We start from the raw sequence: 15,700 nt of genomic DNA, 5'->3' as shown, positions 1-15,700 counted from the left end.
AATTGCCGGCGTTTTTTATTGGCGTTCAATCAACCGAGAAAGCTCGACCAGCCTTCGACTACATCCGAACCCCACTTGGCTTTCCACTCTTTCAGCGTCTTGTGGTTGCCACCTTTGGTTTCGATGACTTCACCGGTGTTCGGGTTCTTGTACTGCTTGACCTTGCGCGCGCGCTTGGTGGCGCCGGTGCCGGTCGCCTTGCTGGCGCGCGGTGCCTTGGACTGGCGGGCGTCCGGGTCGAGCAGGGCAACGATGTCGCGCAGCGACTTGGAGTATTCGCCCATGAGTGCGCGCAGTTTGCCTTCGAACTCCAACTCCTTCTGCAGTTTGTCGTCTTGCGACAGATTCTTCAGGCGTTCCTGAAGTTCTTTGATGGCTTCTTCCGTGGCGCGGTACTCATTGATCAGCGACATTGGCTTACCTTAAATAGTGGGGGTTGATAGTGGCTCAATAATAGTCATCGCTGTTTGCCAAGTAAACATCTAACGGATGGGCAAGGGTTGTTTTTAATTAGCCGGGTTTTATTGGGGGACGATTGATGAAAGGTCAGTGCCAGTCGCCGTGAAGTTGGTCTCGCAACACCCGCAGGAGGCGTCGGCTTTCTTCGTCGGGACAATTAAGCGGCGCCCGCCGGCCTGCCGTTGGCCGGGCGAGGGCTGGCGCCTGGCGACAGTTACTGAAAGTTTCCACGGGTGTGGCTAGAATGGCCGCCTTTGTGAATCTGGAGTAAAGAAATGCGCACTTTTCGGCTGGTCATCGCCTGTCCGGATGGCGTCGGTATTGTCGCCAAAGTCAGTAACTTCCTGGCCACCTACAACGGCTGGATCAGCGAGGCGAGCCACCACTCGGACCACCAGAGCGGCTGGTTCTTCATGCGCCATGAAATCCGCGCCGAGTCGCTGCCGTTCGATCTGGAAGAGTTTCGCCAGGCCTTCGCACCGATCGCCAAGCAGTTCTCGATGGTCTGGCGGATCAGCGATTCGGCGCAGAAGAAGCGCGTCGTGCTGATGGCGAGCCGCGAATCGCATTGCCTGGCCGACCTGCTGCACCGCTGGCACAGCGGCGATCTGGATTGCGAAATCCCCTGCGTGATCTCCAACCACCAGGACCTGCGCAGCATGGTGGAATGGCACGGCATTCCGTTCTTCCACGTGCCGGTCGATCCGCAGGACAAGCAGCCGGCGTTCGCCGAGGTCTCGCGCCTGGTCGAGGAGCACCAGGCCGACACCGTGGTGCTGGCGCGCTACATGCAGATCCTGCCGCCGGACCTGTGCCGCCGTTTCGCCCATCAGGTGATCAACATCCACCACAGCTTCCTGCCCTCGTTCGTCGGCGCCAAGCCGTACCACCAGGCGTCGCTGCGTGGGGTGAAGCTGATCGGCGCGACCTGCCACTACGTCACCGAGGAACTGGATGCCGGCCCGATCATCGAGCAGGACGTGGCGCGCATCTCGCACCGCAACAGCATCGAAGACCTGGTGCGCCTGGGCAAGGACGTCGAGCGCCGGGTACTCGCCCGCGGGCTGCGCTTCCACCTGGAAGACCGCGTGCTGGTCCACGACAACAAGACCGTCGTGTTCGACTGAACCGGAGTTGCCCGTGAGCGATCCCCTCGACCGTGCCACCTCGAAAGCGCCGCCCACCGTCGGCGAGGGCTGCGTGCGGCGCTACGATCCGGAGGCGCTGAGCAGCGAGGATGGCACCGAGTTTCCCGACGCCCAGGCGTTGTGGGAGCAGCTCAAGGACGGGGAGGGCGAGGGTCCTCCGCCCGGCAAAACTAACGACGAAGGCGCCTGAGGGCGCCTTTTTCTTTGCCCGCACGGTGGGCAACCTGTTCGATTAAGGCGAAAGACTGTTGCAGGATTTGTCATGGTCTAATAGCTGCCTAGGCAGTATTGTTCTTTGCGTATAGCTGACTAGGCAGAGAACATGCAGCACTACGATCGCGACAATTTTCCCCTGCGCTACTCCATCGGCCACCTCCTCGCGCTGGTCAACCAGCAGAAGGACCGCCTGCTGGACAAGTACCTNNGCCCTGTGCCGGGCGCTGTCGCTGGACAGCGGGGCGATGACGCGGATGCTCGACCGGCTGGAGAACAAGGGGCTGCTGACGCGGGTGCGCTGCGACGCGGACCGGCGCCAGGTGCGCCTCCTGCTGACCGAGCAGGGCAATGCCTTCAGCCAGCAGATCATGTCCATCGCCGCCGATGCGCTGAACGACCTGACACAGCCCCTGACCCGCGAGGAGTTCAAGGAGCTGGACCGGCTGCTGCGCAAGGTGCTGACGCCCACCGGCTTGTTGCCGGATGACTTGGGAGCGCATTGAGATGAACGCACGCCTTTCCCTTTGCGCCCTGTGCGTGGCCCTGGCGCTGGCCGGTTGCGCCTCGTCACGCGGGTTGCAGCCGCAGGGTGCGCTGCTCGACGCCGCCACCCTGAGCAGCGAGCGTACCCTGGCCGCCGAGCGGCTGACGCCGGCCGCCTGGCCGCGTGCCGATTGGTGGAACAGCCTTGGCGATGCGCGCCTCGATGCGTTGATTCGCGAAGCGCTGGCCTCCAGCCCCGACCTCCAGGTGGCCGACGCGCGTACGCGCCAGGCCAGCGCCGCCGCGCTCGCCGCCGATGCGGAGCGCCAGCCGAATGTCGACCTCAACGCCGCCGTCAGCCGCTCGCGCGAGTCGCGCATCGATGACCCCAGTGGCCAGGGCGAACGCTACGGCACGCTGCGCAGCCTGTCGGTGGATGCCAGCTACAGCTTCGATCTCTGGGGTGGCGAGCGTGCCGCCTGGGAAGCGGCGCTGGGGCGCGCGCGGGCCAGCGAAGTCGATGGCCAGGCCGCGCGGCTGACGCTCGCTGCCAACGTGGCGCGCGGCTACAACGACCTCGGCCTGGCGTTCCGCACCCAGGACATCGCCGAGCAGGACCTCAAGCGCACCCGCGACATGCTCGAGCTGTCGCAGCGCCGATACGCCGCCGGGATCGACAGCGAATACCAGTTGCAGCAGACGCAGAGCCTGGAAGCCGCGGCCGATGCGACGCTGACCGCCGCGCGCCAGCAGGTGCGCAGTGCGCAGATCCGCCTGGCGGTGCTGCTGGGCAAGGGCCCGGACCGCGGCGCCGAGCTGCCGCGTCCGCAGCTGATCGCCCCGACCGCGGTGAGCCTGCCGGCGCAGTTGCCGGCGGAGCTGATCGGCCGGCGCCCGGACCTGGTGGCCGCGCGCTGGCGCGTCGAGGCGGCGTCGCGGGACATCGATGCCAGCAAGACGCGCTTCTACCCGAACCTCAACCTGACGGCGTCCGCCGGTATCAAGTCGGTGCTCGGCGACGCCCTGTTCGGTGGGCCGAGCCGCTTCTTCGAGGTCGGACCGGCGCTGTCGCTGCCGATCTTCGACGGTGGCCGTCGGCGCGCCGACCTGGCCGGCCGCGATGCCGACTACGACCTCGCCGTGGCGCAGTACAACCAGACGCTGCTCGCGGCGCTCGGCGATATCGGCGACGGCATCACCCAGCTGCGCTCGCTGGACCAGCAGATCCTCCAGCAGCAGCGCGCCCGCGACATCGCCCGCAGCTCCTTCGACATCGCCATGCAGCGCTACGGCGACGGCATCGGCAACTACCTCGACGCGCTGAGTGTCGAGCAGCAACTGCTGCAGGCCGAGCGCCAGCTCGTCAGCCTGAACGCCCAGCGCGTCGACAGCGCGGTGCTGCTGATGCAGGCACTGGGCGGCGGTTTCCAGATTTCCGGCTCGCCCGCGACTCCGCTCGCCGCAGCCTCCACCTCTTCACGCTGAGTAGACGACCATGGCCGATTCCACGCCCAACACCGTCGAGCACGCCGGGAACAACGGCGCCGAACAGAACGACAACAAATCCTCCGGCAAGCGCAGGACGCTGCTCATCGGCCTGGCGCTGCTGGTGATCCTCGCCGTGCTCGGGGTTTACCTCTATCACCTGTTCTACGGGCGGTTCCACGAGAGCACCGACGACGCCTACGTCAACGGCAACCTGGTGCAGATAACCCCGCAGATCACCGGCACGGTGGTCAGCATCGGCGCCGACGATGGCGACTACGTCGAGCAGGGCCAGGTGCTGGTGCGCTTCGACCCGAGCGACAGCGAAGTCGCGCTGCAGAGCGCCGAAGCCAACCTGGCGAAGACCGTGCGCCAGGTGCGCGGGCTGTACAGCAACGTGGACTCCTACAAGGCCCAGGTCGCCTCGCGCAAGACCGACGTTGAGCGCGCGCGCAGCGACTTCCAGCGTCGCCAGAAGCTGGCCCAGGGCGGCGCGATTTCCCAGGAAGAGCTGTCCCACGCCCGCGATACCCTGACCTCGGCGCAGAGCGCGCTGACCTCCGCGCAGCAGCAGCTGGATACCAACGTCGCGTTGGTCGACGAGACCGACATCGCCTCGCACCCGGACGTCAAGGCGGCGGCGGCGCAGATGCGCCAGGCCTACCTCGACGAGGCGCGCAGCAGCCTGGTGGCGCCGGTCAGCGGCTATGTCGCGCAGCGCTCCGTGCAGGTTGGCGCCCGCGTGCAGCCGGGCACTCCGCTGATGGCGGTGGTGCCGCTGGAGCAGATCTGGATCGACGCCAACTTCAAGGAAACCCAGCTGCGCGACATGCGCATCGGCCAGCCGGTGGAGGTCGAGGCCGACCTCTACGGTAGCGACGTGCGCTACCGCGGCACCGTGGAAAGCCTCGGCGTCGGCACCGGCACCGCGTTCTCGCTGCTGCCGGCGCAGAACGCCAGCGGCAACTGGATCAAGATCGTCCAGCGCCTGCCGGTACGCATCCGCCTGGAGCAGGACAACCTGAAGAAGCACCCGCTGCGGATCGGCCTGTCCACCGACGTAAACGTCGACCTGCACGACCAGGACGGCGAGTTGCTGGCGCAGAAGCCGCTCGAGCAGCCGAGTTTCTCCACCGACGTGTATGAGCGACAACTGGCCGAGGCCGACGCGCTGATCGAGCAGATCATCCAGCGCAACGCGCCGGGAACCCGCGCCGGTGGCGTGGCCGGGCGCTGACGGGAGCCTGCCATGAGCGATAACGCCTTCCGCCCGGCGAGCATGCTGCTGGCGACCATCGGGATTTCCCTGGCGACCTTCATGCAGGTGCTCGACACCACCATCGCCAACGTCGCGTTGCCGACCATCGCCGGCAACCTCGGGGTGAGTTCGGAGCAGGGCACCTGGGTGATCACCTCGTTCGCCGTGTGCAACGCCATCGCCCTGCCGTTGACCGGCTGGATGGCGCGGCGCTTCGGCGAGGTGAAGCTGTTCCTCGCCGCGGTGATGCTGTTCGTGATCACCTCGTTCCTTTGCGGCATCGCCCGCTCGATGCCCGAGCTGGTGCTGTTCCGCGCCTTGCAGGGGTTCGTCGCCGGGCCGCTGTATCCGATGGCGCAGACGCTGCTGCTGGCGATCTTCCCCGCCGCCAAGCGCGGCATGGCGCTGGCGCTGCTGGCGATGGTGACCGTGGTGGCGCCGATCATCGGACCGATCGCGGGCGGCTGGATCACCGACAACTACAGCTGGCCCTGGATCTTCTTCATCAACGTGCCGATCGGCGTGTTCGCCTGCCTGGTGGTCTGGAGCCAGTTGGGCAAACGGCCGGAGAAGATCGTTCATCAGCCCATCGACTACGTCGGCCTGAGCCTGCTGGTGATCGGCGTCGGCCTGTTGCAGGTGGTGCTCGACAAGGGCAACGACCTGGACTGGTTCGAGTCGACCTTCATCCAGGTCGGCGGCGCGGTGGCGGTGGTGGCGCTGATCGCCCTGGTGATCTGGGAACTCACCGACAAGCACCCGATCGTCAACCTGAGCCTGTTCCGCTACCGCAATTTCTCCTTCGGCACGCTGGCGCTGGTGCTCGGCTATTCAGGGTTCTTCGGCATCAACCTGCTGCTGCCGCAGTGGCTGCAGACGCAGCTTGGCTACACGCCGGTGTGGGCCGGCCTGGCCGCGGCGCCGATCGGCCTGCTGCCGGTGTTCCTCTCGCCGCTGGTGGGGCGGTTCGCGCACAAGGTCGACATGCGCCTGCTGTCCGGCGGTTCGTTCCTGGTGATCGGGGCGTCCTGCTTCATGCGCGCCACCTTCAACACCGAGGTGGATTACCGCCACATCGCCGAAGTTCAGGTGTTCATGGGGCTGGGCATCGCGCTGTTCTTCATGCCCACCACCAGCATCCTGCTCTCCAGCCTGCCGCCCAAGGACATCGCCGACGGTTCTGGCCTAGCGACCTTCCTGCGCGTGCTTGGCGGCAGCTTCGCCTCGTCGCTGACCACCTGGATCTGGCAGCGGCGCGCCGACCTGCACCACGCGCAGCTGGCCGAGCACGTGACCGCCTACGACCCGGCGACGCAACAGTATCTGCAGCAGTTGGGAGGGGCATCGACCGCGCACTACGCGCAGATCGACAAGATCGTCGAGAGCCAGGCCTACATGCTCTCGACGGTGGAGTACTTCACCCTGCTCGGGTGGATGTTCTTCGGCCTGATCCTGATCATCTGGCTGGCCAAACCGCCGTTCACCGCCAAGGCCGCGGGCGGCGGAGGCCACTGAGGCCGGCGGCGCCGCGGGTCAGATGCGGAAGCTGTCCACCAGGTGCTTGAGGCGGGTGACCTGGCCTTCCAGGTCGCCACAGGCGCGCAGGGTGGCCTGGAGGTTTTCCACGCCTTCCTGGTTGAGCAGGTTGATCTCGTTGATATCCACGTTCAGCGACTCGATCACCGTGGTCTGTTCCTCGGTGGCGGCGGCGACCGACTGATTCATACCGTCGATCTCGCCAATCCGCTGGGTCACGCTGCCCAGACGCTCGCCGGCCTGGTTGGCGACTTCCACGCTCTGTTCGCTGTGGCGCTGGCTCTCGGTCATGGTGCTGACCGAGGTGCGCGCGCCGACCTGCAATTCCTCGATCATCTGCTGCACCTGCGCCGCCGATTCCTGGGTGCGATGGGCGAGGTTGCGCACCTCGTCGGCGACCACCGCGAAGCCACGTCCGGCTTCCCCGGCGCGCGCCGCTTCGATGGCGGCGTTGAGCGCCAGCAGGTTGGTCTGCTCGGAAATGCCGCGGATCACCTCGAGAATCTGCCCGATGTTGGCGGTCTTGCCGTTGAGTTCCTCGATGGTGTCACAGGACGAACGAATCTTTCCGGACAGGTCGGTCATCGCGCCGATGGTCTTCTGCACCACCTGGCGGCCGTCTTCGGCGAGGTTGCGGACATCGGAAGCCTGGTGCGAGGCGTCGGCGGCATTGCGTGCGATTTCCTGCGCGGTCGCACCGAGTTCGTTGATCGCGGCGGCGACGCTGTGGGTCCGATTGGCCTGCTCGTCGGAGTTGCTCATCGACGAATTGGAGGCGCTGACCACCAGTTGGGCAACTTCATGCACCTGGGCGGTGGCCGAGGACACCTCGCGGATCGAGGCGTGGACCCGTCCGACGAAGCGGTTGAAGGCGTCCGCCAGGTCGCCGAACTCGTCGCGCGAGTGGATTTCCAGGCGCTTGGTCAGATCGCCCTGGCCTTCGGCGATGTCCTCCATCGCACGGCCCATCAGCCGCACCGGCTGCATCAGCACGCGGATCAGCATGCCGAGCAGCAGCAGGATCAGCACCACCGCCACCAGCGTGGCGACGATCGCCGAGGTACGGAATTCCTGCAGCATGGAAAACGCCTTGGCCTTGTCGATGGACAGGCCGACGTACCAGTTCACCGAGGGCAGCCCCTTCACCTGGGCGAAGGTGACGATGCGCGTGCCGTCGGCGCCTTCGACTTCGCTGAAGCCGGGGCCGATGTTCAGCTGGCTGGCGGGGAAGGCCTCGTTCAGCGATTTCATCACCAGGTTCTTGTCCGGATGAACCAGCATCTTGCCGTCGGCGCTGACCAGGAAGGCGTAGCCCATGCCTTCGAAATCCAGCGAGTTGATGATCTTCACCAGGGTCTGCAACCCCAGGTCGCCGCCGACCACGCCGAGGGTCTGGCCGTCCCGGCGCGCGGGGGTGGCGATGGTGATGATCAGCTCGTTGCTGGCGGCGTCGATGTAGGGTTCGGTGAGCGTGGTGCCGCCGGCGGCGAGCGCATCCTTGTACCAGGGCCGGGTGCGCGGGTCGTAGCCGTCGGGCATCGGATCGTCCGGGCGCATGGTGAAGGCGCCGTCGCGAGTGCCCAGGTAGGTGAAGTTGAAGCTGGAGGTCAGCGCCTTTTGCTCCAGCAGGTTGGCTATCGCGTCTGCTGAATCGTTGTTGGCCACCGATTGCGCCGCGCTTTCCACCAGCAGAAGGCGCCCGGACAGCCAGTTCTGGATGTTGCTGGCGGTCACTTCGCCCATTTCCCCCAGATAGTTCTCCAGGTCCTCGCGAATCGCGTTGCGCTGCAGGTAATCGTTGTAGAGGGTGAACAGCGAAAAGGCGACCACCACCACCAGCGAGGCGGCGAGCAGAATCTTGTGGCTGAACTTCAGGTTCGAAGGCATGGCGGAATCCGGTTTGACGTGCACGGGTAGTCGGCCAAACACCCTGGCCTGTGCAGCCTATCGGTCAGCGCCGAGATAGCTTGAATGCATACGACGAAATGTCGCGAATGCTTAAAGTTCGATGCTGGATACGCAGCGGCCGCACTTTTTCAGGGCGGCCGCTGCATTCATGTAATCAGGAAAGCGGAAATACTCAGGCGCTTTGGGTATCGGCTTTTTCCAGTTCCTTTTCCATCTTTTGCAGTTCCTGCTGGAAAGCTTGGTCCAGCACACTGGCTTTCTTGCGCCAAGGCTTACGCTCGGGTTCCGGTTGAGCAGCGTAGGTTTTGACTTCTCCGCCGTTAATATCCATATAGCGTTGCGCCTGGCGCTCTAGTTCTGCGCGCAGTTCGTCTTTATTCACGATTGATCCTGTTGATCGAACATGGAGGACGCTGGGCGAGGCGGAGGGACCGCTGCGCTGCGTCGGGTTTTTTATCGTTCTTGATACTTGTCGCCGCGTTGGGCGCGGCGATTATATCCATCGCCGCGAATACATCCATACGCGGATTAATGCGGCGTACTGAAAAGACTGTATTTACGCAAAAAGATTCAATGACGCGGCTCAGTCGTCCTTCAATAGATTGAAACGCGCGTCTTCGGCGCCGGCACCTATGAGGTGCTCGGCATCAGGTTCACTGATGAGCTGGCGGCGTCCGGCTATTTCAAGTACCGACATGCGCGTCGCCTCGTCGGTCGTCACGCGTACCTGGTCAAGGGGACTTTCGTATTTGCGGTCGTCGACGAAAACGGCGCAGGTGGAATTGTGGGTATTGATCTCGATCGTCATGGCAGTTCTCCGGGATAACGTAATCACGCGGTTACCCAGTTGTGACCTCGAACTTGCGTGGATACTCCCGGGCGCGGCCAGGCATTGTTTCGTCGGTGTTAGTTGCCCTTCGTTGCAACGGCGAACCTGTCGGACGCAGATTGCCGGGCGGGGACAGCGACGCGACTTCAAAGCCGCGCCGCGATGGCCCATCATTCGCGCGGTCTTCCCTCGGTAGTTCACTCATGAGTTCGCTTTCTCCCCTGGCGGCGTATCGCCTCGCGGTCGAGCAGGGTTTCCAGTCGGACCCGGCGCAATGGCACGCCGTGCAGATCCTCGAGCGCTGCCAGCAGGCCATCCACGCCGGTGGCGGCGCTTCGCCCGGCAGCGGCGTGTACCTGTGGGGCCCGGTCGGCAGGGGCAAGACCTGGCTGATGGATCGCTTCCACGAGAGCCTTCAGGTGCCGGCCCGGCGCCAGCACTTCCACCATTTCATGCGCTGGGTGCACCAGCGGCTGTTCCAGCTGGTCGGCACCGCCGATCCGCTGCAGGCGCTGGCCACGGAGCTGGGGCGCGAGGTGAGGGTGCTGTGTTTCGACGAGCTATTCGTCACCGATATCGGTGACGCGATCATCCTCGGGCGGCTGTTCGAGGTGATGTTCGAGCAGGGCGTGGTGCTGGTCGCCACCTCCAACCAGCCGCCCGAGCAGCTCTATGCGGACGGCTTCAACCGCCAGCGTTTCCTGCCGGCGATCGCCGCGATCAACCGCTGCATGCAGGTGGTCAACCTCGACGGCGGCGAGGATCACCGCCTGCATCCCGGCGCCGGCTTGCAGCGTTACTGGCTGGCCCAGGCCGGGCAGCCAGGTGCCCTGGAGGCGGTTTTCCGGCAGCTGGCGGGAGACGATGCCGGCTCCCGCGAACCGGTGACCCTGGCGCACCGCCCGATCGCCGTGGTGCGGCGCAGCGCGCGGGTGCTCTGGAGCCGTTTCGACGACCTGTGCAAGGGGCCGCTGGCGGCCTACGACTTCATCGTGCTCTGCGACCAGTTCGATGCGGTGCTGCTGAGCGGCGTGCCGAACATGAGCGCGCGCCAGGGCGAGGGCAAGATCGCCCGTGGCACCGAGGACGCGGCCGAGCAGGTGGCTGCCGGCGACCGCGAACTGCCCAGGCTGTCGAAGCACGACGACGGCGCGCGGCGCTTCATCGCCCTGGTCGACGAATGCTACGACCGCCAGGTGCCGCTCTACATCGAGGCCGAGGTGGCGATGGACGCGCTGTACACCGAGGGCTACCTGGCCTTTCCGTTCCGCCGCACCCTGAGCCGGCTGAAGGAAATGCAGCTGCAGCGCTTCGGTCGCACGGCTGCCCCCGCGCCCGGCTGACCCGACGGCGACGAGCCGTAGGGCGTCCTCCCGTAGGTGCGCCCTGCGCACCAACCCACCCGAACCTACAGAAAACTCATCTGCCGCGATTCGCCGAGCAGGAAGGCGCGATTGGCCTCGGTGCAGGCGCGCAGGTATTCGCTGACCTGGGTGATGCGCTTGAGCCGGCGCAGGTCCTCGCGGTAGTAGATCCAGAACTGCCGGGTGACCTGCACCTGCTGCGGCAGCAGTTCCACCAGGCGCGGGTCCGGTCCGGCGAGGAAGCACGGCAGGATCGCCAGCGCACGGCCCTGCAACGCCGAGAGGTACTGGGCAACCACGCTGGTGCTGCGCAGCTGGCTGCTGGCGTTGGGCACCACGCGCTCCAGATAGAGCAGCTCCGGGCTGAAGGCGAGGTCGTCGACGTAGGTGATGAAGCTGTGCCCGGCGAGGTCCTCCACGGACCCGATCGGCGGATGCTGCGCCAGGTACTCGGCGGTGGCGTAGAGGCGCAGGTTGTAGTCGCACAGCTTGGAGCAGACGTAAGGCCCGCGCTCCGGGCGTTCCAGGGTGATGGCGATGTCCGCCTCGCGGCGCGACAGGCTGATGAAGTGCGGCACCGGCAGCAGGTCGATGGAGATGTTCGGGTAGACGTCCTGGAAATGGCTCAGCTGCGGCGCCACGAAGAAGCTGCCGAAACCCTCGGTGGAACCGATGCGCACATGCCCGGACAACGCCAGGCTGGCCCCGGAAACCTGCTCGCAGGCGGCCTGCAGGGTACTTTCCAGCGACTCCGCGTAACCCAGCAGGTGCAGGCCCTCGGGGGTCAGCACGAAGCCGGCCGAGCGCGACTTCTCGAACAGCAGCGCGCCCAGCGCCTTCTCCAGCGCGCGGATGCGCCGCGACACCGTTGTGTAGTCCACATTCAGGCGTTTGGCAGCGCTGCTGGCGGTGCGCGTGCGCGCCACTTCGAGGAAGAACTTGAGGTCGTCCCAGTTCATCTGACTGGCGAGCATGAGATTTTTTTGCATATCCAACCGGTGCTTTTGTTCTGACTTATCGGAAGTTTGCACACCTATACTCGAAGCCGGTCGCTGCTACCAGCCGCTTCCGTGACCTTGCAAAGCCCTAACGACAAAAACAATAGAGCAGGCAACCATGAACGAATCGCTATCGACAGGTGGCCGATCCGGCCGCAAGCATTACCGCATCGCCGGTCTCGCCAGCATGGCGGGTACCACCATCGAGTGGTACGACTTCTTCCTCTACGGCACCGCCGCGGCGCTGGTCTTCAACAAACTCTTCTTCCCCGCCCTCGACCCCATCACCGGTGTGCTGGCCGCGTTCGCCACCTACGCCGTGGGCTTCATCGGCCGGCCGCTGGGCGGCATCATCTTCGGCCACTTCGGTGACCGCATCGGGCGCAAGTCGATGCTGATGATGACGCTGATGATGATGGGCATCCCGACCATCGCCATCGGCCTGATTCCCACCTACGAACAGATCGGCTACTGGGCCGCGGTGATCCTGGTGCTGATGCGCTTCCTGCAGGGCATGGCGGTCGGCGGCGAGTGGGGCGGCGCCGTGCTGATGGCGGTGGAACACGCCCCCGAAGGCAAGAAGGGCTTCTACGGCAGCCTGCCGCAGACCGGCGTCGGCGCCGGCCTGGTGCTGTCCTCGCTGGCCATGGGCGCGGTGGCGACCCTGCCCGAGGAGCAGATGATGAGCTGGGGCTGGCGCCTGCCGTTCCTCGCCAGCGTGGTGTTGCTCGGCGTCGGCTGGCTGATCCGCGTGAAGGTCGCCGAGTCGCCGGACTTCGAGAAGCTCAAGGAGCAGAAGCGCGAAGTCCGCGTGCCGCTGTTCGAAGTGGTGCGCAAGTACCCGCGCGCGACCCTGACCATCATCGGCGCGCGCATGGCGGAGAACGCCTGGTTCTACATGGCGGTGACCTTCGCCCTGGCCTACGCGGCCAACCAGTTGAAGATTCCCCGCGCCGACGTGCTGCACGCGATCACCGCGGGCGCGGCGATTTCCCTGCTCACCATGCCGTTCTGTGGCTGGCTGTCTGACAAGGTCGGCCAGAAGCGCCTGTACTTCGCCGGCCTGCTGCTGCTCTGCGCGTTCGTCTATCCGTTCTTCAGCATGCTCGGCACCCGCGAGCCGCTGCTGGTCTGGTGGGCGATGGTGCTGGCGGTGGGCGTGGTCTTCCCGATCCTCTACGCGCCCGAGTCGCTGCTCTTCGCCCGGCAGTTCCCGGCCCAGATCCGCTACAGCGGCATCTCCCTCGCGGTGCAGGTGGCCGGCGTGCTCGGCGGCGGCTTCGCCCCGATGATCGCCACCTCGCTGCTCGGCGCGGCTGACGGCAGCCCGCGCTACGTGGTCGCCTACCTGATCGGGATGGGCGTGGTGGCGCTGTTCTGCACGGCGCTGATGCAGGGCGACCGGGCCGCCATCGACAACATGAAACCGGCGCAGTCGCGCCGCGCATCGCCGGCGCTGGATACGCCCTGAGCGGCCGACGCCTCCTTCCTGCGCGCTGAGCCGCGCAGGTTTCGCACAACGACAGTCAGGACATCGACCATGAGCACCAGCATTCCCAACGTCAAACTCCTCATCGGCGGCGAGCTCGTCGAGTCGCGCACCACGCAATGGCGCGACGTGATCAACCCGGCGACCCAGGAAGTCCTGGCGCGGGTGCCGTTCGCCACGCCCGAGGAAATCGAGGCCGCGGTGAGCAGCGCCAAGCAGGCCTTCAAGACCTGGCGCAAGACGCCGATCGGCGCCCGCTCGCGGGTCTTCCTCAAGTACCAGCAACTGATCCGCGAAAACATGAAGGAACTCGCGGCGATCCTCACCGCCGAGCAGGGCAAGACCCTGGCCGACGCCGAGGGCGACGTGTTCCGTGGCCTGGAGGTGGTCGAGCACGCCGCCGGGATCGGCAACCTGCAACTGGGCGAACTGGCCAACAACGTCGCCGGCGGGGTGGACACCTACACGCTGATGCAGCCGCTGGGCGTCTGCGCCGGGATCACTCCGTTCAACTTCCCGGCGATGATCCCGCTGTGGATGTTCCCGATGGCCATCGCCACCGGCAACACCTTCATCCTCAAGCCGTCCGAACAGGACCCGATGGTGACCATGCGCCTCGCCGAGCTGGCGTTGCAGGCCGGCGTTCCGGCCGGCGTGCTCAACGTCATCCACGGCGGCGTCGATGCGGTGAACGCGATCTGCGACCACCCGGACATCAAGGCGGTGTCGTTCGTCGGTTCGACCAGGGTCGGCACCCACGTCTACAACCGCGCCAGCCAGGCCGGCAAGCGCGTGCAGTGCATGATGGGGGCGAAGAACCACGCCATCGTCATGCCCGACGCGCACAAGGAGCAGACTCTCAACAACCTCGCCGGCGCCGCGTTCGGCGCGGCCGGGCAGCGCTGCATGGCGCTGTCGGTGGCGATCCTGGTGGGCGAGGCGCAGCAATGGCTGCCGGACATGGTCGCCAAGGCGCAGACGCTGACGGTCAGCGCCGGCGTGGAGCCAGGCACCGACGTCGGCCCGCTGGTCTCCTGCGCGGCGCTGGATCGCGTCAGCAGCCTGATCGAACGCGGCGTTGCCGAAGGCGCCCAGCTCGCCCTGGACGGCCGCAACCCGTCCGTCAGCGGGTATGCCGACGGCAACTTCGTCGGCCCGACGATCTTCTCCGGCGTCACCCCGCAGATGAGCATCTACAAGGAAGAAATCTTCGGCCCGGTGCTCTGCGTGATGCATGCGGCGACCCTGGACGAAGCCATCGAGATGATCAACGCCAACCCCAACGGCAACGGCACCGCCATCTTCACCCGCTCCGGCGCGGCGGCGCGGCACTTCCAGGAAGAGATCGACGTCGGCCAGGTGGGCATCAACGTGCCGATCCCGGTGCCGGTGCCGATGTTCTCCTTCACCGGTTCGCGCGCCTCCAAACTCGGCGACCTCGGCCCCTACGGCAAGCAGGTCGTGCAGTTCTACACGCAGACCAAGACGGTCACCCAGCGCTGGTTCGACGAAAGCGACGTGGGCGGCGCGGTGAACACCACCATCACGCTGAAATAACGTCCTCTCCCGCGGGAGAGGGCCGGGTGAGCGCGCCTGTCCGGCGCGCTCGCGCACGCACACTCAAGAGGCATCCACCATGAACATCGGTTTTCTCGGTCTCGGCAACATGGGCGGGCCCATGGCGCGCAACCTGCTCAAGGGCGGTCACGCACTCAGCGTCTTCGACCTCTCCGCCAGCGCGGTAGCGGCGGCGGTCGAGGCGGGCGCGACGGCCGTGGCATCGCCCGCCGATCTGGCGCAGCGCAACGTCGAGGTGATCATCACCATGCTGCCGGCGTCGCCCCACGTGAAGGCGGTCTACCTCGGCGAAGACGGGCTGCTGGCCCACGTTCGCCCCGGCGTGCTGCTGATCGACTGCTCCACCATCGACCCGATCAGCGCGCGGGAAGTGGCCAAGGCCGCCGCCGAACACGGCAACCCGATGCTCGACGCGCCGGTGTCCGGCGGCACCGGCGGCGCCGAGGCCGGCACCCTGACCTTCATGGTCGGCGGCCGTGCCGGGGATTTCGCCCTGGCGCAGCCGCTCCTGGCGGCGATGGGCAAGAACATCGTGCATTGCGGCGACAGCGGCAACGGCCAGGTGGCGAAGGTGGCCAACAACATGCTGCTGGGCATCTCGATGATCGGCGTGGCCGAGGCGATGAGCCTGGGCGTGGCGCTGGGCATGGACGCCAAGGTGCTGGCCGGGGTCATCAACACGTCCAGCGGGCGTTGCTGGAGTTCGGACACCTACAACCCGTTCCCCGGCGTGCTGGAGAACGCCCCGGCCTCGCGCGGCTACAGCGGCGGTTTCGGCAGCGATCTGATGCTCAAGGACCTCGGCCTAGCCACCGAAGCGGCGCGCGCGGTACGCCAGCCGGTGCTGCTCGGCGCCCTGGCGCAGCAGCTCTACCAGGGCTTCAGCCTGCAAGGCCACGGCGGCCTGGACTTCTCGGCGATCATCGAGCTGTACCGCAAGCCGGAGTGA

General features: G+C 66.0%; 15 protein-coding genes and 1 pseudogene. 10 read left to right on the top strand and 6 right to left on the bottom strand.

Features of this window, described 5'->3' with window-relative positions; genetic code table 11:
* Positions 1-29: 29 nt before the first annotated feature.
* A complete protein-coding gene (gene mvaT / locus B3E91_RS17325) occupies positions 30-413 on the bottom strand; it encodes a histone-like nucleoid-structuring protein MvaT (RefSeq protein WP_282343236.1) in 384 nt (127 codons plus the stop codon).
* Positions 414-734: 321 nt separating this feature from the next.
* Between mvaT and purU the strand changes: the two genes are divergently transcribed.
* From purU to B3E91_RS17295, 6 genes are all read left to right on the top strand, one after another.
* Positions 735-1,586: a formyltetrahydrofolate deformylase gene (gene purU / locus B3E91_RS17320; RefSeq protein WP_090231696.1), complete on the top strand. Its 852-nt coding sequence runs from the start codon at positions 735-737 to the stop codon at positions 1,584-1,586.
* A 13-nt stretch (positions 1,587-1,599) separates the two neighbouring features.
* Entirely contained in the window at positions 1,600-1,797 is a 198-nt protein-coding gene (locus B3E91_RS17315) for a hypothetical protein (RefSeq protein ID WP_287030706.1), read from the top strand.
* Positions 1,798-2,068: 271 nt separating this feature from the next.
* The gene (locus tag B3E91_RS22120) at positions 2,069-2,326 is read left to right on the top strand and encodes a MarR family winged helix-turn-helix transcriptional regulator (protein ID WP_349681598.1); all 258 of its coding nucleotides are present in this window, start codon (positions 2,069-2,071) and stop codon (positions 2,324-2,326) included.
* 1 nt (position 2,327) lies between these two features.
* On the top strand, positions 2,328-3,791 hold the full coding sequence (locus tag B3E91_RS17305) for an efflux transporter outer membrane subunit (RefSeq protein WP_287030704.1): 1,464 nt from the start codon (positions 2,328-2,330) through the stop codon (positions 3,789-3,791).
* A 10-nt stretch (positions 3,792-3,801) separates the two neighbouring features.
* On the top strand, positions 3,802-5,028 hold the full coding sequence (locus B3E91_RS17300) for an HlyD family efflux transporter periplasmic adaptor subunit (RefSeq protein ID WP_287030703.1): 1,227 nt from the start codon (positions 3,802-3,804) through the stop codon (positions 5,026-5,028).
* A 12-nt stretch (positions 5,029-5,040) separates the two neighbouring features.
* Positions 5,041-6,564: a DHA2 family efflux MFS transporter permease subunit gene (locus tag B3E91_RS17295; protein WP_273233876.1), complete on the top strand. Its 1,524-nt coding sequence runs from the start codon at positions 5,041-5,043 to the stop codon at positions 6,562-6,564.
* 18 nt (positions 6,565-6,582) lie between these two features.
* On the opposite strand, the gene B3E91_RS22335 is transcribed toward B3E91_RS17295, so the two are convergent.
* The 4 genes and pseudogenes from B3E91_RS22335 to B3E91_RS17280 all read right to left on the bottom strand — a co-directional run bounded on the left by B3E91_RS22335 (position 6,583) and on the right by B3E91_RS17280 (position 9,301).
* Positions 6,583-7,347 (bottom strand): methyl-accepting chemotaxis protein, encoded by a 765-nt coding sequence (locus B3E91_RS22335; protein ID WP_390896866.1) that lies wholly within the window; start codon positions 7,345-7,347, stop codon positions 6,583-6,585.
* Positions 7,348-7,440: 93 nt separating this feature from the next.
* A pseudogene (locus B3E91_RS22330) lies at positions 7,441-8,328 on the bottom strand (HAMP domain-containing protein); the annotation flags it as partial.
* A 337-nt stretch (positions 8,329-8,665) separates the two neighbouring features.
* The gene (locus B3E91_RS17285; protein WP_287030702.1) at positions 8,666-8,875 is read right to left on the bottom strand and encodes a hypothetical protein; all 210 of its coding nucleotides are present in this window, start codon (positions 8,873-8,875) and stop codon (positions 8,666-8,668) included.
* Between the two features lie 201 nt (positions 8,876-9,076).
* Positions 9,077-9,301 (bottom strand): DUF3203 family protein, encoded by a 225-nt coding sequence (locus tag B3E91_RS17280; protein WP_090231688.1) that lies wholly within the window; start codon positions 9,299-9,301, stop codon positions 9,077-9,079.
* 224 nt (positions 9,302-9,525) lie between these two features.
* Between B3E91_RS17280 and zapE the strand changes: the two genes are divergently transcribed.
* Positions 9,526-10,665, top strand: a complete 1,140-nt coding sequence (gene zapE, locus B3E91_RS17275) for a cell division protein ZapE (protein ID WP_287030700.1) — start codon at positions 9,526-9,528, stop codon at positions 10,663-10,665.
* A gap of 65 nt (positions 10,666-10,730) precedes the next feature.
* On the opposite strand, the gene B3E91_RS17270 is transcribed toward zapE, so the two are convergent.
* Positions 10,731-11,675 (bottom strand): LysR family transcriptional regulator, encoded by a 945-nt coding sequence (locus B3E91_RS17270; protein ID WP_287030699.1) that lies wholly within the window; start codon positions 11,673-11,675, stop codon positions 10,731-10,733.
* Positions 11,676-11,802: 127 nt separating this feature from the next.
* Here B3E91_RS17270 and B3E91_RS17265 point away from each other — a divergent pair, with 127 nt between their 5' ends.
* From B3E91_RS17265 to mmsB, 3 genes are all read left to right on the top strand, one after another.
* A complete protein-coding gene (locus tag B3E91_RS17265) occupies positions 11,803-13,155 on the top strand; it encodes an MFS transporter (RefSeq protein WP_273233881.1) in 1,353 nt (450 codons plus the stop codon).
* Between the two features lie 69 nt (positions 13,156-13,224).
* Positions 13,225-14,730: a CoA-acylating methylmalonate-semialdehyde dehydrogenase gene (locus B3E91_RS17260; RefSeq protein ID WP_287030698.1), complete on the top strand. Its 1,506-nt coding sequence runs from the start codon at positions 13,225-13,227 to the stop codon at positions 14,728-14,730.
* 79 nt (positions 14,731-14,809) lie between these two features.
* Positions 14,810-15,700 (top strand): 3-hydroxyisobutyrate dehydrogenase, encoded by an 891-nt coding sequence (mmsB, locus tag B3E91_RS17255; protein WP_287030697.1) that lies wholly within the window; start codon positions 14,810-14,812, stop codon positions 15,698-15,700.

Source organism: Pseudomonas sp. UBA6310 (assembly GCF_002438225.1).
Lineage (GTDB): Bacteria > Pseudomonadota > Gammaproteobacteria > Pseudomonadales > Pseudomonadaceae > Pseudomonas_O > Pseudomonas_O kuykendallii.
The sequence above is the reverse complement of the archived record's forward strand: the minus strand, read 5'-3'. Positions and strand labels throughout refer to the sequence as shown.